Here is a 25986-nt window from a genome sequence, read left to right on the forward strand (position 1 = left end):
GTTCCCCATGACAACACTTGAACAACGATTAAGAGAAATCAAAATCGTCCCAGTTATCGCAATCAACGACGTAGCACACGCTCTGCCACTGGCACAAGTGTTGGTAGAAAACGGTTTACCATGTGCGGAAGTGACATTCCGCACCGAAGCTGCGGCGGAGTCGATTCGCATCATGCGTGAAGCGTACCCAGAATTGTTGATTGGCGCGGGCACCGTTCTGACCACAGAACAAGTGGACATCGCGATCGAAGCGGGCGTGGACTTTATCGTTAGCCCAGGCTTCAACCCAACCACAGTGAAATACTGTCAGCAACGTGGCGTGACTATCGTACCGGGTGTAAACAACCCAAGCTTGGTTGAGCAAGCGATGGAAATGGGTCTGCGTACGTTGAAGTTCTTCCCTGCTGAGCCATCAGGCGGCGTAAGCATGCTGAAAGCACTCACGGCGGTTTACCCAGTTGAATTCATGCCAACAGGTGGCGTAAGCCCATCCAACGTGGAAGATTACCTAGCGCTGAAATCGGTTGTAGCTTGTGGCGGTACGTGGATGGTGCCAACCGCAATGATGGACAACGGCGATTGGGAAGGCATTGCTGAATTGGTTCGCGCAGTTAAGTAAAACGCACAAACGGCTCCGAAATGCCCCCGAACGTTGGGAAACGTGATACGAAAAAGGGTCATCAAGTAACTTGATGACCCTTTTTCTTTTTGGGATGAAACGGCTTTAGAAGTGATGCTTCATAAAGCGCTTAATAAAGCGAATGAAATCGGCTTCGGCTAGCTTCGCGCACTTCAATGTTTGGGCGTGAGACAATTCTACATCTCCCAAGCCTTCTGCCATGTTGGTGATCGCACATACTGCCAATACGGGTAAGCCGCAATGCGCCGCAGAAATCACTTCTGGCACGACCGACATGCCCACGACATCACCACCGATGATTTGCATCATGCGGATTTCGGCTGCGGTCTCAAAGTTGGGGCCTGTGTAAGAGACAAACACACCTTCATTCAGGTGAATACCATTGGCTTTGCCGACTTCAAACGCTTCTGCACGTAGGTCTTTGTCGTACGCATTGGCGAGGCTGAAGAACCTCGGGCCGTACTCTTCATCATTCGGACCGATCATTGGCGATTCAGGCATGGTATTGATGTGGTCATGAAATACCACCAGAGAACCGACGTCGATGCGTTCAGGGCGAAGTGAGCCTGCCGCGTTGGTGACGAGCAGAAACTCACAGCCCAGCTTTTTAAAGGTGCGCACGGGCGTGGTCATGACCTTCATTGAGCCGTGTTCGTAGTAGTGACCGCGACCTTTCATGCACACTACGTCTACGCCGCCCATGGTACCAAGCACCAACTCACCAGAGTGGCCTTGCACGGTACTAACCGGAAAGCCTTCGAGCTCTTCGTATGGAATGACCACTTTGTCTTGTAGTTCGTCTGCCAATACGCCTAAGCCAGAGCCTAAAATAAACGCCGCTTTAGGTTGGAAGTTTGGTTTGCGTTCGCGAATGGTTTGTAGCGCGCCGATTACTGGATCGTGATTCATGTTAGTCACCTTCTGGTTGTGTGTTGATTCCATTGTGTGACTTTCTGCGCTGGTTATCTTTGCTTTATTCGCTACTATCATCCTTAAAAAGAGGATGATGAAATTCGCTAGGACTCAATGCATGAAGTCAGAACCATTTGAGCGCGTGACGCTGAAGATGCTGCGTTACTTTTACGAGGTCGCACAAACCAAGCATTTCACTAAGGCGGCTGAGAATCTCAATATCACCAATTCGCCGTTGAGCAATCGCATCAAAGAGTTGGAAGAGGTGCTTAACGTCAAACTGTTTGAGCGCGATTCAAGAAATGTCATGCTGACGGAGGCCGGGCGATTGTTGGAGTCCAAATGCCAACTGATTTTTCAGACCTTGGATGTCTCGCTCAATCAAGTGCAGCAAGTGGGGTTGAACCAGAGAAATATCCTGCGAGTTGGTGTGGTAAGTAGCGCATTTTGGGGCGGATTTGATCGTCTGTTACAGCGCTTCCATGCTGAGCATGACACTTATCACGCCGACATTTTTGACCTTAACCCAGAGACGCAAAAGAAGCATCTGAGCGAGAAGAAAATCGATGTGGGCATTGTGCGTTTTGCTGATGCACTCAACATTTATCCGTATCAGTCGGTATCTTTGGGCAAAGATGTGTTTGTGGTGGCGGTGTCGGAGCAACATGAGTTAGCCAGCAAATCTTTGCTGCGGCTCCAAGATTTAAAGACGTGTGAGTTTGCGTTTATGAGTTTGGCGAATTCTGCCTCGGCAAACTTCATCATCAATGCCTGTCTGCAAGAAGGCTTTTCACCCCATATTGGCAAACAAGTGGTGGAGCCAAGCACCTTGATGGCATATGTAGCAAACAGCAATACCGTGACGTTGGTTCCGTCGACGTTTTCTCAGCATCATTGGCATGGGATTCGTTTTATCAAGCTGAAAGAGTCACTGCGTGCAGACTTGTGTCTGATTCATGATGGTAAGCAAGAGAGTGCTATTAAAGCCGAGTTTATTCGCACATTATTAGAGAATGCGAGTTAAGCATGGGATAACAAAAAAAGGTCATCCTAAGATGACCTTTTCAAATGATTCACTGAAATCAGCAATGCGATTAGAGCGTAATTAACGCATCGTTACGAACTCTTCAGAGCCCGTTGGGTGGATAGCCACAACAGAGTCGAAGTCTGCTTTGGTTGCGCCCATCTTCATTGCTACGCCGAAGCCTTGGATCATTTCATCTACCGTGAAACCGATGCCGTGTAGGCCAACAACCGTTTCTTCTTCGCCCGCACATACAAGCTTCATCTTACATGGTTGACGGTGCTTAGTAACAGCGGTGTACATCGCAGTAAAGCCAGATGTGTAGACTTTGATGTTGTCTTTGCCGTACTTCTCTTCTGCTTCTTGCGTTGTTAGACCGATAGTGCCGATTGGTGGGTGGCTAAATACCACAGTTGGTACCAAATCGTAGTCCATCTTCGCGTTTGGTTTGTTGTTGAAAAGACGCTCAGAAAGTTGACGACCCGCTTTCACTGCTACTGGTGTTAGTTCGATACCGCCTTCCATGATGTCACCCACACAGTAGATGCCTTTCACGTTAGTTTCTTGGTATTCGTCTACCTTGATGTAGCCTTTTTCGTTCGTTGCCACGCCGGTTGACGCTAGGTTGATTGCGTCTGTCGCAGGGTGACGACCGATTGCCCAAATCAGTTGGTCAACGTTTTGGCTTTCACCGTTTTCTAGGTGCAGAGTTAGGCTGCCATCGGCTTCTTTTACCACTTCTTTTGGTACAGAGTGGGTGTGCAGTTTTGGACCTTCTGCGTCCATCACTTCAACCAACGTATCGATGATCATTGGATCGAAGCTACGTAGTGGTGACTCTTTACGTACGAACAGGTGCGTTTCTGTACCTAGCGCGTGCAGTACGCCAGCAATTTCAACTGCGATGTAGCCTGCGCCCACAACCGCAACGCGTTTTGGTTGCTCTGCTAGGTCGAAGAAGCCGTTTGAATCGATGCCGTATTCAGCGCCTGGAATGTTCGGAATAGTAGGACGACCACCAACCGCGATCAGGATGTGATCTGCTGTGTAGTGTTCACCGTTTACTTCGACAGTTTTTTCGTCAACAAACTTAGCAAAGCCTTTAATCACGTTTACTTTGTTGTTGCCAAGAACGCGATCGTAAGATTGGTGAATACGACCAATGTACGCCTGACGGCTCTCAACTAGTTTGCTCCAGTTGAAACCTTTCACGTCGACATCAAAACCGTAATCTTCTGCGTACAGGTTCATTGCTTCTGCGATTTGCGCGCCATGCCACATCACTTTTTTCGGTACACAACCTACGTTGACACAGGTACCGCCAAGGTCTTGAGCTTCGATTAGCGCAACTTTCGCGCCGTACATCGCCGCACGGTTTGCAGATGCGATGCCGCCACTGCCGCCACCGATACAGATATAGTCAAAATGAGTCGCCATTACTTTCTCCAAGAGCTTATAAATTTTATCTGGTACATAGATAGATTGGGATGACCTTGTCCGAACTCAATGCCACCGTTATCCCACTATCATAAATCGAATTCGACTAATTCCTAAATGGGAAAAAGCGACAATACTTATGACAAATAGCGATGAGAGGCACAAAAAGAAGAATAAGCACGATTGGAGGGAGAAGGTGAGAGCATAAAAAAGCGCAACGAGAATATCGTTGCGCTTGAAGATAGCAGTACTGAAGTGCTTACTCTGGCACAATCCAGTCCACTTTCCAGTGGCCAGTTGCTGGTGCGATCGCGTCTTGCAGGAATGGCAGAATCTCTTTCATCTGGCTTTCCAGTTTCCATGGCGGGTTAATCACAATCATGCCGGATGCCGTCATGCCGCGCTCGTTGGTATCTGGTGCAACACCTAACTCGATTTGCAGAATTTTACGAATGCCCAGTGCTTCCAAGCCTTCGATCATATCTTCGATGTCGTGGCGGTTTACCACTGGGTACCAAATCGCGTAGATACCGGTTGCCCAACGTTTATGGCTCTGATGAATCGCTCGCACCACATCGCGGTACTCTTTCGCGAGTTCGTATGGTGGGTCAATCAGCACCAAACCACGACGCTCTTGTGGCGGTAAGCTTGCTTTGAGGCGTTGGAATCCGTCTTCTTTGAAGATGCTCACTTGGCGATCACGATGGAATTCTTGCTCTAACAATGGGTGATCGGCCGGGTGCAACTCGGTCAGCACCATACGATCTTGTGGGCGGATTTGCGCGCGCGCTACACGTGGTGAGCCTGGGTAGTAACGCAGCTTCTCGCCATTGTTGAGCACTTTAATGGCATCGATGTAGCTTTTGATGTCTTCAGGAATGCTTGGGTTATCCCAAATACGTGCGATGCCTTGTTTGTATTCGCCCGTTTTTTCAGACCATTCGTGAGTCAGATCGTAACGGCCCACACCCGAGTGGGTATCGTGATAAACGAATGGCTTATCTTTTTGTTTCAGCGCATCAAGAATGAGGCTTTGAACGATGTGTTTGACCACGTCGGCATGGTTGCCAGCGTGGAAGCTGTGGCGGTAACTTAACAAATTAAACTCTCGAAACACTCTTTGGCTGAGTGTGGTCTGTGATTTTCACTCTATGGCGGTATTATACTCAAGTAACTTAAAGATGTAGAACTTCCAATCAAATCTGTTCCTCTGATAAGGGGACGCTATTGAAATTTCTTTAAGTCACCCACACTTACTATTGGTAATCGAATTGAACTAGGTGAGTTTCTCGCACTCAAAAGGGTGTGAAATCTCATTTAGGTATAACAAGACTCAAGGACAGAGTAGCGCTGGTTGACTATAAGATGGTCATCGCGGCATAGAGAAAGGGAACGGAGCTCCCCCAATCCATGTTGCTGGCTCGTCTGTACATTGAGTTGGCCTATCTACACAAAATAGACAGGCAATCACAGAGTCAAAACACAAAAGGAATTATTCATGTCTAATCCTCTTCTGACGTTTACGGACCTACCTCCGTTTTCTCAAATTAAACCAGAACACATCAAGCCTGCCGTTGAGCAAGCGATTGCTGACTGCCGAGCAAAAATCGATGAAGTTCTACAAGACAACGCTCACCCAACTTGGGACAGTGTGATTGCGCCAATTGAAGAAGCGGATGATCGCTTAAGCCGCATCTGGTCGCCAGTGGGTCACATGAACTCGGTAGTGAACAGCGAAGAGCTACGTGAAGCTTACGAAAGTTGCCTACCAATTTTGTCAGAGTACGGCACTTGGGTTGGTCAGCATAAAGGGTTGTACGAAGCGTACAAAACCATCAAAGCGAGCGAAGAATTTGCAACGTTAACTCGTGCCCAGCAGAAAACCATCACTGATGCACTGCGTGATTTCGAGTTATCAGGCATTGGTTTGCCATCCGATGAGCAGCACCGTTACGGCGAGATCAGCAAACGTATGTCTGAGCTGAGCTCTAAATTCTCTAACAATGTGCTGGATGCCACCATGGGTTGGACCAAGCACATCACAGACGAGAAAGACCTAGCAGGTATGCCAGAATCGGCGCTGGCAGCAGCGAAAGCTGCCGCAGAAGCAAAAGAGTTAGATGGTTACCTCATTACGCTAGATATCCCATCTTACCTACCTGTCATGACGTACTGCGATAACCAAGAGTTGCGTAAAGAAGTGTACGAAGCGTACGTGACGCGCGCTTCTGATCGAGGTCCAAACGCAGGCAAATGGGATAACTCAGAAATCATTACTGAGCAGCTAAAACTGCGCCATGAAATTTCACGTATGCTAGGTTTCAATACTTACAGTGAAAAGTCGTTAGCAACAAAGATGGCTGAAACGCCGGATCAAGTGCTGGGCTTCCTGAATGACCTAGCGACACGAGCGAAACCGCAAGGTGAACGTGAAGTCGAAGAGTTACGTCAGTTTGCGAAAAGTGAGTTTGGTGTTGAAGAGCTGAACGTTTGGGATATCGCTTACTACAGCGAGAAACAAAAGCAGCACCTGTTCCAAATTTCGGATGAAGAACTGCGCCCATACTTCCCAGAGTCAAAAGTCGTGAGCGGTCTGTTTGAAGTGCTAAACCGCGTGTTTGGCATGGCCGTTACTGAGCGCGAAGGCGTAGACACTTGGCATGAGTCCGTGCGCTTTTTCGATATCTTTGATGCTGAAGGCACACTCCGTGGCAGTTTCTACCTAGATCTCTACGCTCGTGAACACAAACGTGGCGGCGCGTGGATGGATGATTGTCGTGGTCGTCGCGTTACGCTATCTGGCGAGCTGCAAACGCCGGTTGCGTATCTAACGTGTAACTTCAACCGTCCAGTGGGCGACAAACCAGCACTGTTCACGCACGATGAAGTCGTGACGCTATTCCATGAGTTTGGTCATGGAATCCACCACATGTTGACGCAAGTTGATACAGGTGCTGTTTCAGGTATTAATGGCGTGCCTTGGGATGCGGTTGAGCTACCAAGTCAGTTCCTAGAAAACTGGTGTTGGGAAGAGGATGCGCTGGCGTTCATTTCTGGTCACTATGAGACAGGTGAGCCGCTACCTAAAGCGATGCTAGACAAAATGCTCGCAGCGAAAAACTTCCAATCTGCGATGGGTATTTTGCGTCAGCTAGAATTCGGCTTGTTCGATTTCACGCTTCACACCGAATATGACCCAGAAGTGGGTGCGCGTGTACTGGAAACTCTGGCAAAAGTGAAAGAGAAAGTCGCGGTAGTTCCTGCGGTTGAGTGGGCGCGTTTCTCACACAGCTTCGGCCATATTTTTGCTGGTGGCTACAGTGCGGGTTACTACAGCTACCTATGGGCTGAAGTGCTGTCGTCAGACGCGTATTCTCGCTTTGAAGAAGAAGGCATCTTCAACAAAGAGACGGGCCTAAGCTTCCTGAACAACATTCTAGAAATGGGGGGCAGTGAAGAGCCAATGGAGCTGTTTAAGCGCTTCCGTGGCCGCGAGCCACAAATCGACGCACTGTTGCGCCATTCGGGTATTGCGGCGTAAATTGAGCAAAAAACATCAAGGCCAACCGAACGGTTGGCCTTTTTTGTACATTTTTTATAAAAAATTTTACGGATTTACGTTGCGGTTGATCGGGTTCTGCAACGATATCAATGTCTCCGTGGACTGAACCTCATCAATGGCTTGCAGCTTGTCGATCAGTACAAATTGCAGCTCTTCAATCGATTTGCACATCAATTTGACGAATATGTTATACGCGCCCGTGGTGTAGTAAGCTTCAACGACTTCGTCGAGCGCGTTGAGTTTTTCTAACGCGGAGTGGTAATCACGAGCTGCATTGAGGTTAATACCAATAAAGCAGCACACATCGTAGCCAAGCTTTTTAGTATTGATGATCACCTCCGTTCCTTCGATGATGTCCGCCGACTTCATCTTCTCGATACGCACATGGATAGTGGCAGGGCTGACATCGAACTGCTTTGCCATTTCTGCGTAGGGCGTTCTGGCGTCAGCCATTAGTGTTTTTAATATTGCGCGGTCAAGGTCGTCGAGTTTCGGCAGGCTCGCATTCATACTATGATTTCCGTTAGGGATAGAGTTTTACCTCCCTTTTATACTCATAGCGGATAGGATTCACAAGGTTTGGCAGGAGTAACTGCGGGTTAACTCCGAGCTATGGAGATAATGTGCAGCGTTTTCTGGTTATTGCCGCGCTATGTTGGAGCGCGTTTGCTACGGCCTCAGATCCGAAGGTGTTGGTCGTGCACTCCTATCATCAGGGTTTTTTCTGGACGGACTCCATACAGCGAGGCATCGAGCAACAGCTGGGCGATCGAGCGCTGGACATGCGTGTGCTCTATCTAGACTCGAAACGTAACCAGAGTGAGCAGTTTTTTGCACAACTAAAATCCTTGTATCTTACGAAATTACGCAAAGAGCGATTCGATGCCATTTTAGTGAGCGATAACAATGCGCTTGAACTCATGCAGCGTTTAGCCCCAATCATCAAAGACACCCCAGTTATATTTAACGGCATTAATAACTACCATCCTTCTTTACATCGTTCTCTGAATGCAACCGGAGTCATGGAAGATGTCGATTTGGAAGCGAATCTCGCTCTTATTGAGCGCTTACATCCGAACTACACACAAGTTCTCATCGTCAGTGACCACTCGGTGACCGGTGAGGTGTTGCGTTATCAAATCGACAATTTTGTCCTCAAGTTCCCGCAATATCGAGACAAAATCGTACAAGTTGTTCCAGACAGTATTATCGATCTAAAACAACAAGTCGCAAAACTGAGTTCCGATAAAGTCGTCTTGTTCTGGACCTATTACCGAGATAAACAAGGTATGGTTGGCAGCGAGCGTGACTGGGTTGGTGTCAACAAAGTCTCAAACGCGCCGCTGTTTATGGTGCATGACATTGGTTTGGGTCATGGCGCAGTTGGAGGGGTTATTCAAAGTGGTTATCGGCATGGTATTGAGAGCGCAGAGATGCTTGAATTCGTTTTGGATAACCCTGATCAGCCTCTGCCTGCCGTGAAAAAAAGTGATTCTGAAATAAAGCTCGATTACCAAGCGGTAGCGCGTTGGGGATTGGGGGCTGAACAAGAGATTTCTGCGGTATTTTTTAATAAGCCAATGAAGCTTTCTGAACGTTTTGCCAAGGAAATTCGCCTGTTTGGTAGTCTGTTTGTGGTGATGTCGGTGGTCATTTTGCTGATGGGTTATTATTTACAGCGGATGCGTCGCAGTGAGAGCGCTGCGCGAGAAAGCCAGGCTATTCTAGAATCGATTTTCGATCAGAGCATGCAGTATATGGGCATTTTGGATGCCAACGGTGTGCTTAAATCGGGCAACGATCACCTTCAATCCTTACTTTATCACCAAGGACTGCGTTTAGACCGACCACTTTGGTTTCATCCCAACTGGAGTGAGAAAGCCCAAGCGTTGCTTGAGGAGTATTTCCATGCGCCTCACCATCAAGTGTCGACGTTTGAAGCTGAAATTTGGAGTAAAGAACACGGCGCCTTGGTATTAGAAGTTTCGCTCAAGCCTTTTTCTCAGCAAGTAGGGAATCATAAGCAATACTTGTTTGAAGCGCGCGATATTACCAGTCGTAAATTGATGGAGGACAAGCTCTACCAACGTGAGTCAACCCTACGCAACTATTATGAGCAGCAGCCCGTGATGATGGTGACGCTTGATAGTAATAACCGAATTCAAGAAGTGAATCGATTTGCTCAACTACTTCTTGGCTACAAACCGATGGACATGCTCGGACATCGCCTGAGGGAGTTCTATTTTGATGACAAAGTGCTGTTCCCTCGCCAAGTGTTATTGCAACCCAACCAGCAAGTGCATGGTGTTTGGCGACGTGAAGTCGAGTATCGTCATGCAAATGGTCATCGTGTTTGGGTGCGCGAGAATATTCGTCCGCTGAGTGAATCTGAGCAACTGCTGATTGTGGGCGAAGATATTACCGAAACCAAACTGCTCTCCGAGAAATTGGAATACCAAGCTCGCTATGACTTACTGACGGGGACTTACAACAGAAACCATTTTGAACTAGAGCTTAAGACCGCACTGTGCGAAGTGGACAGCCATCGTCGAGTCCACGCCATGTTGTACCTCGACTTAGATCAACTAAAAGTCCTCAATGATACGGTTGGGCATGATGCAGGTGATGCGGCGATTCAATTCTGCGCAAGTATGCTGGAAGGCGTTCTGCCGTACAATTCCATCTTGGCTCGAATGGGAGGCGATGAGTTTGCGGTGTTACTCAAAGACTGTGACGAATATGGCGCCATCAATATTGCCAAACTGATCATCTCGACACTAAGCGAACACCTCTTTATTTGGGAAGACACACGCCTGTTCATCAGTTGCTCAATTGGTATCCGTATCATCGATCATACCGCTGATACGCCACAAATGGTGCACGCTCAAGCAGACTCTGCTTGTCACGCCGCTAAAGAGCAAGGCCGTAACCGCTATAATCTATTCAGCTTAGATAACGAAGAGTTGCAGCGTCGTCAGATGGAAATGCAGAGCGTCAATTTGGTGCATGAGGCATTGTCGAATCAACGTTTAGAACTGTTTGCTCAACCGATAAAAAGCTTACAAAAGCACGAGACTCAAATGTATTTTGAGATTTTGGTGCGTATTCGCAGTGGGTACGGTGATTATGTTTCTCCTGCGCTGTTTATCCCTGCTTCCGAGCGCTACAACATTGCCCATTGGATTGATAAGCAGGTTATTACTCAAACACTAGAGTGGTTTGAACAGCGTCCTGAGGTGGTTGAACAGCTTGGTCGCTGTTCGATAAACCTTTCAGGTCAATCTATGGGGAATCAAGAGTTTATTGACTTCTTATTGGAGCGATTGGAAAGTTCGACTCTGCCGTGTGAAAAAATCTGCTTAGAAATCACCGAGACAGCGGCGATGAGCAATCTGGATCAAGCCATTGAGTTGTTTACCAAGCTAAAGGCTTTGGGTTGCATGATTGCATTGGATGATTTCGGATCTGGATTGTCTTCATTTGGTTACTTAAAGAAACTTCCTGTCGATATCGTGAAAATTGATGGTCTTTTCGTGCAAGATATCAACGTAAATGAAATGGACCGCGTGATGGTTCGTTCAATCAATGACCTGGCGAAGCAACTAGGCAAAGTGACGGTGGCGGAGTTTGTCGAAAATGACCAGGTCATGCAGCATTTGATAGACCTCGGTGTGGACTACGGCCAAGGCTACGGTATTGGCCATCCTAAGCCGCTTTCTGAGCTAGTGGAGCAACTGACGGCTGTATAACCCCTGCGTAGCAAGCTCAACCTAGCATTAATAGGTAACTTAGGTATACACTCAGCGCCAGTTACCTCGATTTTTATTGGAGCCTCCTTTTGCAACTGCAATTGATCTGTGAAAACCCGTCTCAACAATCTCATCTTGATGAACTCGCTGCGCGTTGGCGGCTTTCTCATACTGACGATAGCGATTTTGCTTTGGTGCTAACCACCGAGCGTTTGGAGCTACGTAAAGTGGATGAACCAAAGCTGGGTGCAATCTTTGTGGATTTGATTGGTGGTGCGGTCGGTCATCGTCGCAAGTTCGGTGGTGGTAAAGGTCAGGCAATTGCGAAAGCGGCGGGGTTGAACAAAGGGGCAACGCCAACCGTGTTAGACGGCACGGCAGGTCTTGGTCGTGATGCGTTTGTGCTCGCCTCGCTAGGTTGTAAAGTGCAGATGGTCGAGCGTCATCCAGTCGTAGCGGCTTTGTTAGATGATGGCTTGGATCGAGCGAAACAAGACCCAGAAATCGGCACCTGGGTATCTGAGCGCATGTCGCTTATCCATGCTTCTAGCCATGATGCGCTGGAACAATTGGCGCAAGATAAAGACTTTGTCCAGCCAGATGTGGTGTATCTTGACCCGATGTATCCGCACCCAGAAAATAAAAAGAAGTCGGCGCTCGTGAAAAAAGAAATGCGCGTTTTCCAATCGTTGGTTGGCGCTGATTTGGACGCCGATGGCCTACTAGAACCAGCCATGGCGTTAGCCACAAAGCGTGTAGTAGTTAAACGCCCAGACTATGCTAACTGGCTGAACGAGAAAAAACCGACCATGGCGATTGAAACGAAAAAAAATCGCTTCGATGTCTACGTTAAAGCATCGATGGCATAACTTCCTGACGGCTCAACTTTTCTTGTCACAGTGCGGTGTGTCGTGCTGTGACTCAGCCTCTCTTTCCTCGTCTCTATTGATAGTTTTCTCTTGCTAATTCCCTTCTCTGACTGTATATCTAACTAAGAATTATTATTATTTCACTTGTTGTGATGCGGTCGATAACTGGGAAGCTGGAGTAGTAGAATGGCTAAACGTTTATGTAAAATGAGTCGCAAACAGATCGCGGCAGAACTTGGTGATATCCATCGTTTAGTTGTCGCACCAAAATTCGTTTGTCGTTCTTGCGCACGCTCTTCATCGGCCAAAGATACCCTTTGTAAGCCAGCCGCAATTCCTCCACAAAAATGCCAAGACAAGCCATTGAGTGAGCAACAAGCATGTGGCTTATTGGTTGAAGCTCTGCCAGCACAAGCGATTCCAGTGACCACTAAACAAAGCAACGAAAAAGCCGCGATTGTGAAGCGTGTTGTTGAGCGCGTGAAAGAGAAAAAACAAGCCGAAAAATCTCCGGAGCCAGTAAGAGCCGACGCATCAGTATGGTTTGATTTAGCGGATAAAAAATCGCTCAAGAAAGCGAAAAAAGCACTGAAAAAGCACTATAAGCAGCAAAAGAAGTTGCTAAAAGTGGCGAAAAAACAACAAAAGTTACTTAAGCGTCAGCGTAAACTGGAAGCGCGTAATGCGAAACTAGAAGTGTTGCTGCCAACGCCACCTAATGCTTTGATGAACGCAATCTCACAAGCCAAAGTGCATTAATCAAATAAAAAAACGCTCTCCAGTCGGAGAGCGTTTTTTATTGTCGAAATGTTTATAGGATTAGCTGCGTTACTTATTGGCGTAGCTCATCTCTACGCGCTTTTTCACCCAGGTTTCGTTAATCCATAGGGATAGCATGATGATCGCACCGCCAATGGCGAGTCGCATGACATCAACATCGCGGTTCCAAATCACAATGTTTACAATCAAGCCCGCCGGAACCAATGCATTGTTCATTACTGCCAGTGCACCTGCGTTCACCATAGTCGCGCCTTTGTTCCAAGCAAAGTAACCAAAACCAGAAGCAATCAACCCAAGGTATGTCAGAATGCCCCATTGTGTTGCAGTGGTAGGTAGTTTGTCGAGGTTACCCATGAGCGCGAAAGCCACGGTTGCTACACAAAGTGCACCTAAGTAGAAGTAGCCAAACACGGTGTGTTGTGGCAAATCGACGGGTTCACTCTCCATGATATATTTGTAGCCCACCTGACCGATGGCAAAGCAGAGGTTTGCTCCTTGTACGACCAAAAAGCCCAGTAGGAAATCTTCATTAATGCCTGCAAATTTAATCCAGGCGGCACCAAATACGGCTATTGCAGCGGTAACTAAGTACCAAGGTGAAAAGCGACCTTTCAAGAAGTCATAGATTAGCGTGACGTAAATGGGTGTGAATACGGTGAACAGCAATACTTCTGGCACGGAAAGGAGCAAAAAAGATTGGTAGTAGAAGCAATACATCAAGCCGAGCTGGAAGCCACCGACGGTCATCAGTTTCGCGATCAGGGGTTTGCTAACGCCACGGAATTTCAAAAAGGGAATGAAAACCAGGCTCGCCAGTGCCACGCGCATGAACACCGAGAACCAAGAATCAACCTGACCGGCGAGGTAAACGCCGATCAGGCTAAATGAGAATGCCCAAAGTAGGGTAACTGCGGATAGATAAGCCATGGATGAGAATCTTTATCAACAACAAATGTGCCCGCAGTCTAACCAAGTTTTATCGTTGCGCCAATCAGTCTTTTAGCGGTACGACCAGCATATCGACTGGTGAGCAGTTAATCAGCTGTCGAGTCGAAGATAGAATCTTGCTCCAGAAATCTTGGTGATGACCACAAACCACCAAATCAATGCTGTAGTCTTGAATGGTATCGCACAGCTCATTACTCAAATCGCCACTACCGACTAAAGTATGGGCAATTGGGTATTGCGCATATTCTGCGAAGTTTGCCAATTGTGTGCGCGATGCTTCCATTGCTTGATGTTGCGCTTCTGCCATATTGATATCGATAAGCCCGGTGTAGAGTTCTGCGTAGTTCACGTCGATGTGAATAAAAGAGACTTTCGCATCCAGAGGTTTAGCCAGTGATACGGCTTTCTTAATCAACACTTTACTGTCGTCTGAAAGGTCGACTGCCACAAGTATGTGTTTGTAACTCATATTGCTATCTCCTTGTAAGGTCATAGTTTTAGATTAGCACCAACCCCAAAAAAAATTTGCTGAAGTGATCTCATATCGGTGCCGTAGGTACAAAGTCTTGTCTCAGTAATCATGTTATAGTGGCGTTATACCCAAGTGACTTTGATATGCTGAAATAAGCGTAGTGTTACTGACTAGAGTTGAAGTGAAACTTCGCCGTGTCTGCCGGACCAAGCTATTCTCGCAGCGTCACTTATTTCGAGGTTACTTGGGTATATTGCATGCACAATAATAGGAGTTAACATGCTGTCTCAAACTATGGTCGAACAATTGAATGAGCAAATTAACCTAGAATTTTTCTCATCCAATCTATACTTACAAATGAGTGCTTGGTGTGAAGACAAAGGTTTTGAAGGTGCGGCTGAATTTTTACGCGCTCACGCCGTAGAAGAAATGGAGCACATGCAACGCCTATTCACTTACGTGAGTGAAACTGGCTCAATGCCAATCTTAGGCGCTATTGATGCGCCAAAGCATGACTTTGCGAGCCTAGGTGACGTTTTTCGCGAGACATTTGAACATGAGCAAATGATCACGGAAAAAATCAACAAACTGGCGCACGTTGCATTTACTAGCCAAGACTACTCAACGTTTAACTTCCTACAGTGGTACGTGTCAGAACAGCACGAAGAAGAGAAGTTGTTTAAAGGGATTTTAGATAAGATCGAACTGGTAGGTGAAGACGGTAAAGCGTTGTTCTTCATTGACAAAGATCTAGCACAAATGGCGAAAGAAGGTTCATCTTCAATCATGGATGCTCCAGCTGCGTAAACGCGTTTTGGGACGCTGTAAGTAGCGGGTAAAGACGAAGTGTTGATCGTCTTTTTCTCTTGAGCATTGTTGAAGATGTAGGGAGGAAAAGATGATCAGTGGAGACACAATCTTATTTGCGCTAATGGTGGTAACTGGAGTTAATATGGTCCGGTATCTCACCGCTCTTCGTTCTCTAATTTATATCATGCGTGAAGCGCATCCGCTGTTATATCAGCAAGTTGATGGTAATGGTTTTTTTACCACTCATGGAAATGTCACCAAGCAGGTGAGGTTGTATCACTACATTAAAAGTAAAGAATATCATCATCACCACGATGAAATTTTTACTGGTAAGTGTGAAAGAGTGCGTGAATTGTTTGTTCTATCGACCGCGTTGCTCGGCGTGACGCTACTTGCAGCCTTCATTCTCTAAGAGTCAATAATCTAGATAGTTGTTCTGTCTGAGATTTTGCGGACATACAGAGCGCTTAGAGTTTAAGCGCTTTTCCCTTTCGGTATTTGTCGGTAGAATGTCGCGCCTAGAAAGCAAGGATGTGCAATGTGCACATCCTTTTTTATTTTGATTCGATACCAATCAGTCTAAGAGCTACCGATGAGTAAGAAATTTGATGTTGTTGTAATTGGCGCAGGCGCAGCAGGTTTAATGTGTGCTGCAGAAGCAGGCAAGCGAGGCCGCCGTGTTTTGGTGCTCGATCATGCTAAAAAGCCAGGACGTAAAATCCTTATCTCGGGCGGTGGTCGTTGTAACTTCACTAACTACGACGTTTCAGCTAATCACTATTTGTGTCAAAACCCGCACTTTGTTAAGTCGGCGCTCTCCCAATACACTAACTGGGATTTCATCTCGATGGTGTGTAAACATGGCATTGAGTTCGAAGAGCGTGATCACGGCCAGTTGTTTTGTGTCGATGCATTTACGGCCAAAGATATCGTGAAGATGTTGTTAGCTGAGTGTGACATGCCGAACATCGAGCAGCGTTACCAATGCGATGTTCATTCGATTGAAAAAATTGATGAAGGCTTTCGTTTGCATGCTGGTACTGAGATTGTCGAATGTGAGTCTTTAGTTATCGCAACAGGTGGCTTGTCGATGCCAAAACTGGGAGCGACACCATTTGGTTATAAAGTCGCGGAACAATTTGGTCTTCGAGTTATCCCAACCACGGCAGGGCTTGTACCATTTACTCTGCATAAAGAAGACAAAGAAGACTTTGCTGAGTTATCTGGTATCGCGGTACCTGCGGAAATTACGGCTGAAGATGGCACCATGTTCAAAGAAGCCCTGTTGTTCACACATCGTGGGTTATCTGGTCCAGCAGTGTTACAGATTTCTTCATTCTGGCGGGCCGGACAAAAGGTGTTGATCAATCTTGTGCCAAACGATGATGTTGCTGAGTTATTAGAACGCAGTCGTGAGAAGCATCCAAATCAGTCACTCAAGAATACGCTTGCCAAAGTGCTGCCTAAGCGTCTGGTTGAAGTCTTAATTGAACGTAAAGAGCTAGTCGATAAACCGCTAAAACAGTTCAATCAAAAGGAGCTTGCGGCGATTGTGGAGCGTCTAGAGCATTGGGATATCGCCCCGAATGGCACTGAAGGCTACCGAACTGCGGAAGTGACACTCGGCGGTGTCGATACTGATCACTTATCCTCGAAAACCATGGAATGCAAAGACATTAAAGGGCTTTATTTTATTGGTGAAGTGATGGATGTGACTGGTTGGCTAGGGGGCTACAATTTTCAGTGGTGCTGGTCGAGCGGTTTTGTTGCGGGGCAGTGGGTTTAATCAAACACCAAACGCAGCCTAACTGCATAAAAGATAAGATACAAAAAGAGCACTGAGTTTTATTCAGTGCTTTTTTTGTATTCCCATAGCGAGTTACTCGTCTTGATACTTTTCGAGTTTGTTATAGAGCGTTTTCACGCTAATGCCTAACTCCTGCGCTGATTCCGTTTTATTACCTTGATTCTCTTCAAGGGTATTGAGAATGGCGGCTTTTTCTAGCTCTTCTAACGAAACGCCCGCCGGAACAAGGTCTTCGATGCTGGTGCCTGTTTCCAATGGTGGTGTGTCGAAGATAAGGTGTTCATCTCGGATGGTGTCATCAGCCAAAATAAATGCACGTTCGATCGTGTGTTTGAGCTCACGGACATTACCTGGCCAGTCGTGTGCAGCGATTTTTTGGATCGCAGAGTCAAGAATCGTTTTGGTTTTTGCCTCATTGGCGTTGCGGTGCGCGATAAAGTGCTTGGCCAGACCGACGATATCACCGCCTCGTTCTCGCAGTGGCGGTATCGTTAATGGGAAATGCGATAACCGGAAAAACAGATCTTCACGCAGGAACTGCTCCTCAATGGCGATTTTAGGATCACGGTTTGTAGCAGCAATGATGCGAGTATTAGCGATATGAACTGTATTACTGCCAACTGGGCGATACTCTCCGGTTTCTAGCACCCGCAATAGCTTCACTTGATGCTCGATAGGCATCTCGGTGATTTCATCTAAAAATAGTGTGCCGCCCTCTGCCTGCTTAAATACACCTTGGTGAGTTTTATTTGCTCCGGTAAAAGCGCCTTTCTCATGACCAAACAGTTCACTATCAACCAATTCAGGGCTAATGGCACCACAGTTAATCGCTATAAAGGGCTGTTGTTTACGCTCACTCGCTAAGTGGATGGTCTGCGCCACCAGTTCTTTGCCTGATCCACTTTCACCGACAATAAGGACGTTGGCTTCTGTTTTAGCAACGCGCCTGATCATACGATAGAGCTGATGCATCGGAGAGGAAGATCCGACCAAAAGACCAAATTGGTCAAGATCGCTGGTGGACACTTTACGCCCTTGATCTTGTTTGTGTTGATAGTACTGGCTGACTTCGCTCAGGGTGTCCGTCAGAATGGCAATATCAACGGGCTTTCTGTAGTGAAAAATAGCACCCAAGTTCATCAGTTTATCCAAGTTCTCGTTTGGAGCGCCTGAGCTAATGATGATCAAGTCCATATCGTAGATGTCTTCGATATTAGAAAGACGTTGATAATCTGCACTAGTAAAGTGGGCGACTTCAACAATCGCAACTTCCGGTTTGAGTTGTAGGAAATCTTCAATCCATTGGTCTGCGGCATCGATGTCATGCAGACGAAATTTGTTCAGTTCCTGGCAAGAAGCGATGGCATTTTTAAGTGATGGATCTTGTATTCTTAGAAACAGGCTTGGCATCGACATAGAAATGTCCTCTTTACTATGACAGAAACAATGTACGTGGATTATTCTCACTTCACAAGACAAAATATTGTCAGCATAGATTTAAGGATTTGTTCGGTATTTTTATGTTGTTAGCCCCTTTTTGATATATATCGGTGAGAGCCATCAGTAGATATTTCCTTTTGTTCAGATTTTTATTTTTAAAATAATAATTTTGCTATTAATTGATTCTGGAGAAATAGCCTTTCTGTTTTATCAGGTTATTTCGGCACAAGTGACGGAGGCTTTATCACCGATTAAAAATTACATTTTTTACGTGTAAATAATTCATGCTTATACTTTATTGCTCATCTAATTTTTACCTCTTTCCTTTATTAGTCACTTAAAAACAATGAGTTATAAAGTTGGCACATGGTTTGCTCCTAGGGAAGTGCAACGTCAATAAAGGAGAATTACCATGAATAACATCGCAGCTAAAATTGTACTTACGTCAGTTCTTGCTACTTCATCTACAGCAGTCTTAGCGAGTGATAAATGGGAAAAAGAATCCATGGACGCTTGGCTAGATGGTAAAGCTGAAACCACACTACTGCTAAACAGCAATCTCAACTCTTTTGATATCAATACCGATGTTGAGAATCAGGTCGTTACCCTTTCTGGTTCGGTAAACAATGATCTTGAAAAATCTCTTGCCGAAGAGCTTGTTACTGGTCTTGATGGTGTGAAAAAAGTAAACAACGAATTGTCAGTAGTGAATGAAGGCAAGAAAGAAACTGATTCAGAAGCTTTAGCTACACTGACCGATTCTAAAATCACGACTATAGTTAAAACGCGCCTACTAATGGATACCAATGTGAGTGGTACGGATATTGATGTAACGACAGAACGCAAAACGGTAACGTTGGCAGGTAAAGTTAATTCAGATGCGGAGCATGATCTTGCAATTTCAATTGCAAATAACACCAATGACGTAAATAAGGTGATTGATAAGCTAGAAGTGGTTCAATAATAGCGAGCCGAGTGATTTAACCCACTTTTATTAGGAGGTAACACTATGGTTCGTTGGATGTTTATTTTTCTGGCACTGGCACTAATTTCTGCACTATTAGGCTTTACCGGTATTGCAGGAGCTGCTGCCTCTATCGCGCAAGTGATATTTTACCTATTCCTATTGTCATTAATTGTATCAATAGTGATTGTTCTGCTGGGAAGAAAAAACGTAAATAGATAGGAGATTACATGCGACTTACGTCATTTATTTACCGTATCGCCGCAGTATTCGGTTTGGTGTTTGCGTTGGCAGCTTGTAGTGAAGAAGGGCCAATGGAACAGGCCGGCAAAAAGATAGATGAAGCCGCCGAAGAAACCCAAAATGCGATTGAAGATGAATGTGAAAACATTAAAGAAAATCTAAACGCTGAAGACCAAGACTGTTAGCCGAATCAGGTTAGGTTTTTTACGCATAGCTATGTAAGAGAGGGGCGGTCAATAACCGCCCTTCCTTTTGTCCCAATTGTTTACAATCAGATAAGGAGTCAAAGATGAAAAACATATTTGATGTACTGAAAGAGAGTCATGAAAAGCAACGCCTTTTACTCGATGCTCTGATGGAAACGTCTGGAGATTCCCCCGCTCGTGAAGAGTTTTATCACAACCTTAAAGAGGAACTCGAACAGCACGCAGCGGCAGAAGAGCGATTTTTCTACGCGCCTTTAATAGATAGCGATAAGACCATTGATCTCACTCGCCATGGCATCGCAGAGCATCATGAAATTGATAAAGTGATTGCACAGCTTGATGCAACCGATATGAGCTCGCCAGCGTGGCTCAACCTAATGAAAACCTTGCGTCACAAAGTGTTGCACCATCTTGAGGAAGAAGAACAGCGTTTCTTCCAGTTAGCCGGTAAGGTAATGACCGATAAGCAGAAAATGAAACTAGCGGATGGTTATGTTGAAGAGATGGCAAGCTAGGTAGAGTGTTGGACCTTTTCGTGCCATTTCGGCACGGGAAGGCACTCAATCAAGGCGTTTACTCAAGTTCATGTATCCAAGCTCAATCCCCCGCGTATTCTAACTTCCACTAAAAAGTGCACTCGCTGAAGGCAAGGAGAGCGAATGTTTATCATCAAATATTATATTCTTGGCACTCTGATCAGTTTATTGGCCGCTATCTATACGCCTCAAATTATTGTTAGTTTGCTGTTCTTGTGGATATCTCTTTCTTTAGCGTTGGTCAGTGTAGCCTACGTATTCGACATTCCCTCTATTTTTAGAAAAAACCAAGATGGCAAGATTGTCAGGTGGATTCGCTGGGCATTCATTCCATTTCTATTGGGGGCTAGAGCGTATAACGCCTGGGAAAGACGGCGTGATACAGTACCTCCAATCCAAAAAGTCAGCGACAATCTATACCTATCTCGCCGTTTGTTTCAGAGTGACTTAGATTTTCTCGAATCCAATGAGATCTCTTGTATTGTCGATGTCACCGCAGAATTTGCAGGCCTTGAAAGCGCGATGACCGACAAGCAGTTTCATTACCTTTCGATTCCGGTACTCGACCACAAAGCCCCAACGCTAGAGCGCCTGCGCCATGCGATTAACTGGATTGATACTCAAATCTCGTGCTCGCGGGCTGTGGTTGTGCATTGTGCGTTAGGGCGCGGTCGTTCAGTGTTTGTTGTGGCGGCGTATTTACTGAGCAAAGACCCGTCACTGACGGTTGAATCCGTGATGAAAAAAATCAATGACGTACGCAGTACCGCGAGATTGAATAAATTACAGGTTAGAACGTTACAAGCGATCAGTGAAAAAGGCGTACTGGGGCTGGATCAATCCACTTGGATGGTGGTTAACCCTGTTGCAGGTGGCGGCAAATGGGAGGAAAACGAACAGCACTTGATTCGTGAACTAACCAAAAAATATCGCTTGAGTATTCATCAAACCACCACAAACCTCAGCGCCGAGCAGCTAACACAACAGGCAAAAGAAAGTGGAGCTAAGCAAATCATCGTAGCTGGTGGCGATGGCACAGTAACAGAGGTGGCGAGCCAATTGGTGGATACCGACCTAAAACTCGGTATTGTTCCGCTCGGAACTGCCAATGCGTTATGTCATGTGCTCTATGGCGTTGGCGCAAAATTCTCACCGGTCGAAAAAGCGTGTGAAGCGTTGCTTGGCGGACACTGCCAACGTATTGATACTGCGGAATGTAATCAGCGGCTTATTTTGTTGGTCTTAGGTATTGGGCTAGAACAGAAAATGATCGAGCACGCTCAGCGAGAAGAGAAAAATGTTTTTGGACAACTCGCTTACCTCACCGGCTTTTTTAATGCTGTAGTGGCGGAAGAAACGCAAGCTTTAACCGTTTCGTTAGACGATCCAACTGAAGATGGAAACCACGACAATAATACACAAACGCTTGAAGTCCATAGCTTTGTCGTTGCGAATATCGCTCCATTTAGTACGTTGCTTGCCCAAGGTGGTGATGCGCCGCAGCCTGATGATGGCAAGCTGCATATCACATATTTAGATAACACCGAGTCTTTAGGCGGACGTCTTATCGCATTGTCGGATCTGACATTAACGAGCGTAGGCGCACAGGAAGAATCGACACATTTTCAATACGCGACGGCTCAGAGCGTCACTATTTCTGCGAATAAACCGATTGAATATGTGATTGATGGTGAACTGTATTCTGATGAGCAACTGGCAATCAAGCTGCGTCCAAAGTCATTGAACGTATTTGTTCCAAGCCAGAGACGTAAATCAGCTTCGCTTTAACACAGAAATCCGCGGATAACGCGCCATTTGCTTCGTATTCTACATGGCGCTTTTTCTGTGTTGTTTGATGATTTGGTGTGCGTCGTAAAAAAGGCTATTAAGGTCGCTGCGTAGTAGATGCAGCAGCTTTTTTCTATCTGTACCTTTTACTAGGTTGATTGGGGATGAGGGGTAAACAAAGTGAAGAAAGAAGGGCGAGTATAATTACTCACCCTGAGGTAAGTGCTTTTCAATTTCATCGTTTTCAACTTGTAAAGCAGCTAACCAATAAGAAACAAGTGCGGTTAAGTTGGTGTCGTCAATGGCTCTAAGCAGGGCTTTTAAATCATCTAACAGTAATTTATTCATAAAATGCATTTCTTTGTAATTACCTAACTCGGCAACGCCGTATTCGGTGGCATTTTCTGCAATGAATTGTTCACCATCTTGATCGAAAAACAGCTTCGCCATCTTTTTGATCATCACTTTTTCTATTTTCACGAATCGATATGCCGCTCTTGCGAGTGTCATATGTGATTGCGGGTTAACGAGAGGCAAACACGTTTGGCGATGGTGTGTCATTTTTACGAGTAGCTCCCTTACTCGATTGTTATCCAATGTCATAGTGACCTCTTTATTTATGACTATTGTCGTGGGACATTTCTCGTGATGGTTATGTTAATGCGCCTGTGGGCTTGTCAGAAATGGCCAAAGCAAGTTGGCCATTTCTTTGATCAATACCGAGCTTTATTGCAAAGGCGACCACCAAGTTTTAGCTAATAAGGCTGATGCTGCTGAGTTTTTCTTTGCAGCTTTTTATATCGCTACGAACTTTCAGCAGAACCGAGTTATCCGCCTGCTCTGGGTGGGAAGTAATCAAATTCTCAATCTCTTTGAGTACCTTGCTTTCGACACCTTCAAGCTGTTCTAAATACATAGACTCTTTGTCAGAGGACACTTCCTTCATCACGTCGCTGTAGACCTCACGCGCCTTGATGGTGTAGGAAACCGGAGTGTCGTCGGCAGATTCTTCATTGTTACTTGCTAGAGAGTAGGGAGTGAGCTCAATGACTGCACGCTCACGTACTCTGAGCAGTTCTACCAACACATTATTCAAAGAAGTGTTGTCGATGTTCTCGATGGCCTTGTTGTAAATTTCATTTCCGCTTTCGATAAGCTCAATGATTGAGGCGATGTTTTCATTTTTCATATGCCACTCCTTATTTACTGGTGATAGGGGTGTTTGAGCGTATGGAATACAAACACGATGTTTCGTCTTCAGTTGCAGGTTGTATGCCAATGAACTTTAAGTCTTATTAATCAGTGACTTAATATCTTGTTTTGCAATAACTTGCTAACAGTCGGTAAGGCGCTAAGAAAAAATTACAAGAATGGCGGGGAAAGCCTGGAAAGAATTACACGTACAGATACGGCTTTTTATCGAAACAAAAATAAAACCAATAAAAAACAATAACTTAAAATTCTGGCATGGATATGGCTTTGTAGGGAGTAAGTGAGGTCAAACATTGTTTCACTTGATTCACTACTCAACTCATTAATGGAGGCTAGTTATGGCTACTACAAAAGAAAGCACAGTAAAACCTCAAGAGCAGTTAGAAGAAGCATATCACTTAGCGGAGCAAGCCACGACGGAAGCTGTTGGCGCGATGAAAGACCAAGCCAAAGAGAAGCTGGATGTAGGTGCGCAGCAAGTTCAGCAGGCGACTAAGTCGGCAGAAAATGTAATCAAGGAGCGCCCATTGCTGAGCATAGGCTGTGCCTTCCTTGCTGGTTGGGCGGTTTCGAAGCTGATCAAATAATAGTGGTCACCAAGGATTAAGCCACACAACAGAAAGGCGAGGCTTCACATGAATAACTCAGGGCAAGTTACCAATCAGCAATCAGGCTCGGCGGCTTCAGACAGCGGCCGAGCCCCTGATAGGGCAGAAGAACAGGATATCCAACAAACCATTAATGGTTTGAGCAGCATTCTTGCGCAATTGGACCAACTGACGAAATCGCTAAAAGCATGGTCAGGTTCAACGTTGGATTTGTTCCTCTTGGAGATGAAAGTTAACGTGTCCGCAGTGCGTCAAATTTTGCTGTGTACCGTTGTTTTTACCCTATTGTCGGTATTGTTCGTATTCAGTTTGTGCCTTGCCTCTGGGGTGGTGGCTTATCAGTTAACTGCCAACGTATATGTTGCCGTGGGTGTATTTATCACATCATTAGGCTTGGCATTATTTGCTTTAGCCTGGTGGCAGAAGCGTTTAGTTGGATTTCTTGGATTCAAAAATACGACAGAACAATTACAGGAGGGGTGGGATGCGCTCGCTACAAAAGCTCAATCGAGCCATGCGGATCAAGCGGATGGAAGGTAAAGCGTCTCTAGAGCAATGCTGTTTGTCAATGGAAATGTTCACGTTTACCACCAAGAAGTTTGTGAGAGAAAACCCTTGGACGACATTAGGCATTAGTGCTGTCGTTGCCGTTACCGCTGCAAAAGCAGGTCGATTGTCTCGACTGACTTCTTCTATTTCGTCAATGGGGCTATTGGTTAGCAGCGTGTCTGATATTACCGATTCGCTCACAAAGCCGGTCGCGGCAGCTTCTCTGGATGAGTCAGATGCGGAGCAAAATGGAAATGCAGCAACACAAGTAAGCAACGCTGCGACGACAGAGGGCGAACCACTCTAATAGCGGATTTCACCGCAAAATTTTCTTACCGATTCTGAGCTTATTATGACAGCGAAATTGAACATTCCTGCCAACACTGCGATTGGTGCAACGCTTCTCGTCCTGTTACTAGTCCCAGGGCTGTATTTTGCCAAGCCAATATTGTTACCTATTGTGCTTAGCACCTTTATTTCTCTGCTGTGCAGTCCTTTCATTAATTATCTTGAAGACAAAGGCTTACTACGTGCTATTACCGTCGTGTTGACGCTGTCATTCCTCGTTGGCGCTTCAATTATTGGTCTTGCCGCCATGTCGGAGCCCGCCAAGCAATGGTGGTCTGAGCTGCCTAGTATCGTGAAAAATGTGTCGCAAGAAGTAAGCGAAGTTACTAAAGCTTCGGCTGATCACCTTAATACTCCATTGAATATCGCCAACGATATGAGTATGGATGAGGTCGGGAACAACACCGTATTTTCTTTGGTAAAAACGCTCGCGACCACTACGCCGACGATTTTGACACAAGCGATGATCGTGCTGTTTATGGTTTACTTTATGCTCAATCATGGACGAAGCTTATTTCGAAAGTCAGTGTCTTACTTACATGGGTTCGCCAAACAGCGCCAAGCGATTGAGTTGGTCAAAGCGCTACAGAAAGACCTATCTCGATACATTGGCACCATCACTTTAGTGAATGCGGGGCTGGGGTTGAGTGTTGGGGCCGTGTTTTTTGTTCTAGGCCTTGAAGATCCATTTCTATGGGGCGCATTTGCAGGCGTGATGAATTTTGCGCCGTACCTCGGCCCTGTCATATCCATGGTGAGCTTTGGCTTTGTTGCTTATCTTCAGTTGGAGTCGGTCAGTTTTATGCTGACGGTGGTGTCTATCTATTTACTGCTCAATTTGATTGAAAGTCAGTTTGTTACACCAACACTATTGGGGAAAAGGTTTAACTTAAACCCGTTAGTGATTTTTGTTTGGCTTGTTTTTTGGGGCTGGCTTTGGGGCGGAATGGGACTATTGATCGGTGTGCCGTTGCTGGTTTGTATCAATATTTTGGTTGATCGTCTAGAGCTATGCCAATCAACCCAAAATCAAGCAAAACAAATCACCTCCGCGGACGTGGCACCGCGAGAGTGACTTGAGG

27 protein-coding genes are annotated in these 25986 nt (G+C 45.9%); 18 read left to right on the top strand and 9 right to left on the bottom strand.

The genetic code is table 11. The features are described 5' to 3' along the window. The first annotated feature begins 7 nt into the window (after window positions 1–7). Window positions 8–619, top strand: a complete 612-nt coding sequence (locus R7F64_RS06555; RefSeq protein WP_318071550.1) for a bifunctional 4-hydroxy-2-oxoglutarate aldolase/2-dehydro-3-deoxy-phosphogluconate aldolase — start codon at window positions 8–10, stop codon at window positions 617–619. A 105-nt stretch (window positions 620–724) separates the two neighbouring features. Here the strand turns inward: R7F64_RS06555 and xapA are convergent, their stop codons facing one another. Next, on the bottom strand, window positions 725–1549 hold the full coding sequence (gene xapA / locus R7F64_RS06560; protein WP_005379149.1) for a xanthosine phosphorylase: 825 nt from the start codon (window positions 1547–1549) through the stop codon (window positions 725–727). Between the two features lie 121 nt (window positions 1550–1670). On the opposite strand from xapA, the gene R7F64_RS06565 reads away from it, so the two are divergent. Beyond that, a complete protein-coding gene (locus R7F64_RS06565) occupies window positions 1671–2576 on the top strand; it encodes a LysR family transcriptional regulator (RefSeq protein ID WP_005379156.1) in 906 nt (301 codons plus the stop codon). An 81-nt stretch (window positions 2577–2657) separates the two neighbouring features. Here R7F64_RS06565 and gorA read toward each other — a convergent pair whose 3' ends face one another. Both gorA and R7F64_RS06575 read right to left on the bottom strand, forming a co-directional pair. Next, the gene (gorA, locus tag R7F64_RS06570) at window positions 2658–4013 is read right to left on the bottom strand and encodes a glutathione-disulfide reductase (protein WP_054579538.1); all 1356 of its coding nucleotides are present in this window, start codon (window positions 4011–4013) and stop codon (window positions 2658–2660) included. 259 nt (window positions 4014–4272) lie between these two features. Next, window positions 4273–5112, bottom strand: a complete 840-nt coding sequence (locus tag R7F64_RS06575) for a 23S rRNA (adenine(2030)-N(6))-methyltransferase RlmJ (protein WP_005379158.1) — start codon at window positions 5110–5112, stop codon at window positions 4273–4275. 399 nt (window positions 5113–5511) lie between these two features. On the opposite strand from R7F64_RS06575, the gene prlC reads away from it, so the two are divergent. After that, window positions 5512–7554 carry an oligopeptidase A gene (gene prlC, locus R7F64_RS06580; protein WP_258477649.1) on the top strand — a complete coding sequence of 681 codons (2043 nt, stop codon included), beginning with the start codon at window positions 5512–5514 and terminating at the stop codon, window positions 7552–7554. Window positions 7555–7620: 66 nt separating this feature from the next. Here the strand turns inward: prlC and asnC are convergent, their stop codons facing one another. Beyond that, window positions 7621–8085: a transcriptional regulator AsnC gene (gene asnC / locus R7F64_RS06585; RefSeq protein ID WP_005389595.1), complete on the bottom strand. Its 465-nt coding sequence runs from the start codon at window positions 8083–8085 to the stop codon at window positions 7621–7623. A gap of 113 nt (window positions 8086–8198) precedes the next feature. Between asnC and R7F64_RS06590 the strand changes: the two genes are divergently transcribed. The 3 genes from R7F64_RS06590 to R7F64_RS06600 all read left to right on the top strand — a co-directional run bounded on the left by R7F64_RS06590 (window position 8199) and on the right by R7F64_RS06600 (window position 12952). After that, entirely contained in the window at window positions 8199–11324 is a 3126-nt protein-coding gene (locus tag R7F64_RS06590; protein WP_318071551.1) for an EAL domain-containing protein, read from the top strand. 89 nt (window positions 11325–11413) lie between these two features. After that, window positions 11414–12193, top strand: coding sequence for a class I SAM-dependent methyltransferase (locus R7F64_RS06595; RefSeq protein WP_005382933.1), 780 nt, complete (start codon window positions 11414–11416; stop codon window positions 12191–12193). Between the two features lie 186 nt (window positions 12194–12379). Then, window positions 12380–12952 (top strand): hypothetical protein, encoded by a 573-nt coding sequence (locus tag R7F64_RS06600; protein WP_318071552.1) that lies wholly within the window; start codon window positions 12380–12382, stop codon window positions 12950–12952. A 69-nt stretch (window positions 12953–13021) separates the two neighbouring features. Here the strand turns inward: R7F64_RS06600 and R7F64_RS06605 are convergent, their stop codons facing one another. After that, window positions 13022–13900: a carboxylate/amino acid/amine transporter gene (locus R7F64_RS06605; protein WP_017635030.1), complete on the bottom strand. Its 879-nt coding sequence runs from the start codon at window positions 13898–13900 to the stop codon at window positions 13022–13024. 64 nt (window positions 13901–13964) lie between these two features. Next, the gene (gene uspA, locus R7F64_RS06610; RefSeq protein ID WP_005379165.1) at window positions 13965–14390 is read right to left on the bottom strand and encodes a universal stress protein UspA; all 426 of its coding nucleotides are present in this window, start codon (window positions 14388–14390) and stop codon (window positions 13965–13967) included. Window positions 14391–14672: 282 nt separating this feature from the next. On the opposite strand from uspA, the gene ftnA reads away from it, so the two are divergent. The 3 genes from ftnA to R7F64_RS06625 all read left to right on the top strand — a co-directional run bounded on the left by ftnA (window position 14673) and on the right by R7F64_RS06625 (window position 16989). Continuing rightward, window positions 14673–15200 (top strand): non-heme ferritin, encoded by a 528-nt coding sequence (gene ftnA, locus R7F64_RS06615; RefSeq protein WP_005379167.1) that lies wholly within the window; start codon window positions 14673–14675, stop codon window positions 15198–15200. A gap of 91 nt (window positions 15201–15291) precedes the next feature. Continuing rightward, window positions 15292–15615, top strand: coding sequence for a universal stress protein UspB (gene uspB, locus R7F64_RS06620; protein WP_005379169.1), 324 nt, complete (start codon window positions 15292–15294; stop codon window positions 15613–15615). A gap of 180 nt (window positions 15616–15795) precedes the next feature. Beyond that, window positions 15796–16989: an NAD(P)/FAD-dependent oxidoreductase gene (locus R7F64_RS06625; protein ID WP_005382944.1), complete on the top strand. Its 1194-nt coding sequence runs from the start codon at window positions 15796–15798 to the stop codon at window positions 16987–16989. Between the two features lie 93 nt (window positions 16990–17082). Here R7F64_RS06625 and R7F64_RS06630 read toward each other — a convergent pair whose 3' ends face one another. Beyond that, on the bottom strand, window positions 17083–18426 hold the full coding sequence (locus tag R7F64_RS06630; RefSeq protein WP_005382945.1) for a sigma-54 interaction domain-containing protein: 1344 nt from the start codon (window positions 18424–18426) through the stop codon (window positions 17083–17085). A 436-nt stretch (window positions 18427–18862) separates the two neighbouring features. Between R7F64_RS06630 and R7F64_RS06635 the strand changes: the two genes are divergently transcribed. The 5 genes from R7F64_RS06635 to R7F64_RS06655 all read left to right on the top strand — a co-directional run bounded on the left by R7F64_RS06635 (window position 18863) and on the right by R7F64_RS06655 (window position 22187). After that, complete coding sequence (locus R7F64_RS06635; protein ID WP_005379174.1) at window positions 18863–19414, top strand: BON domain-containing protein; 552 nt, start codon at window positions 18863–18865, stop codon at window positions 19412–19414. A gap of 45 nt (window positions 19415–19459) precedes the next feature. Further along, window positions 19460–19636 (top strand): DUF1328 family protein, encoded by a 177-nt coding sequence (locus R7F64_RS06640; RefSeq protein ID WP_005379177.1) that lies wholly within the window; start codon window positions 19460–19462, stop codon window positions 19634–19636. Window positions 19637–19644: 8 nt separating this feature from the next. Further along, entirely contained in the window at window positions 19645–19842 is a 198-nt protein-coding gene (locus R7F64_RS06645) for a hypothetical protein (protein WP_005379178.1), read from the top strand. A gap of 104 nt (window positions 19843–19946) precedes the next feature. Continuing rightward, window positions 19947–20378 carry a hemerythrin domain-containing protein gene (locus tag R7F64_RS06650; RefSeq protein WP_005379185.1) on the top strand — a complete coding sequence of 144 codons (432 nt, stop codon included), beginning with the start codon at window positions 19947–19949 and terminating at the stop codon, window positions 20376–20378. A 144-nt stretch (window positions 20379–20522) separates the two neighbouring features. Beyond that, window positions 20523–22187: a diacylglycerol kinase family protein gene (locus R7F64_RS06655; protein WP_318071553.1), complete on the top strand. Its 1665-nt coding sequence runs from the start codon at window positions 20523–20525 to the stop codon at window positions 22185–22187. A gap of 204 nt (window positions 22188–22391) precedes the next feature. Here the strand turns inward: R7F64_RS06655 and R7F64_RS06660 are convergent, their stop codons facing one another. Further along, window positions 22392–22790: a hypothetical protein gene (locus R7F64_RS06660; protein ID WP_005379193.1), complete on the bottom strand. Its 399-nt coding sequence runs from the start codon at window positions 22788–22790 to the stop codon at window positions 22392–22394. Between the two features lie 148 nt (window positions 22791–22938). Beyond that, a complete protein-coding gene (locus R7F64_RS06665) occupies window positions 22939–23376 on the bottom strand; it encodes a DUF2383 domain-containing protein (protein ID WP_005379194.1) in 438 nt (145 codons plus the stop codon). A gap of 361 nt (window positions 23377–23737) precedes the next feature. Here R7F64_RS06665 and R7F64_RS06670 point away from each other — a divergent pair, with 361 nt between their 5' ends. From R7F64_RS06670 to R7F64_RS06685, 4 genes are read left to right on the top strand one after another with little or no spacing between them, the layout of a single operon-like run. Continuing rightward, window positions 23738–23986, top strand: coding sequence for a hypothetical protein (locus R7F64_RS06670; protein ID WP_005379196.1), 249 nt, complete (start codon window positions 23738–23740; stop codon window positions 23984–23986). 48 nt (window positions 23987–24034) lie between these two features. Continuing rightward, complete coding sequence (locus R7F64_RS06675) at window positions 24035–24547, top strand: phage holin family protein (protein WP_318071554.1); 513 nt, start codon at window positions 24035–24037, stop codon at window positions 24545–24547. Further along, window positions 24537–24863, top strand: coding sequence for a hypothetical protein (locus R7F64_RS06680; RefSeq protein ID WP_005379200.1), 327 nt, complete (start codon window positions 24537–24539; stop codon window positions 24861–24863). Before R7F64_RS06675 ends, R7F64_RS06680 begins: the two co-directional genes overlap by 11 nt. A 45-nt stretch (window positions 24864–24908) precedes the next feature. Then, window positions 24909–25979 carry an AI-2E family transporter gene (locus R7F64_RS06685; RefSeq protein WP_318071555.1) on the top strand — a complete coding sequence of 357 codons (1071 nt, stop codon included), beginning with the start codon at window positions 24909–24911 and terminating at the stop codon, window positions 25977–25979. Window positions 25980–25986: the final 7 nt, after the last annotated feature.

Origin of the sequence: Vibrio sp. Vb1980 (genome assembly GCF_033338615.1) — a bacterium.
GTDB classification, from domain to species: domain Bacteria; phylum Pseudomonadota; class Gammaproteobacteria; order Enterobacterales; family Vibrionaceae; genus Vibrio; species Vibrio alginolyticus.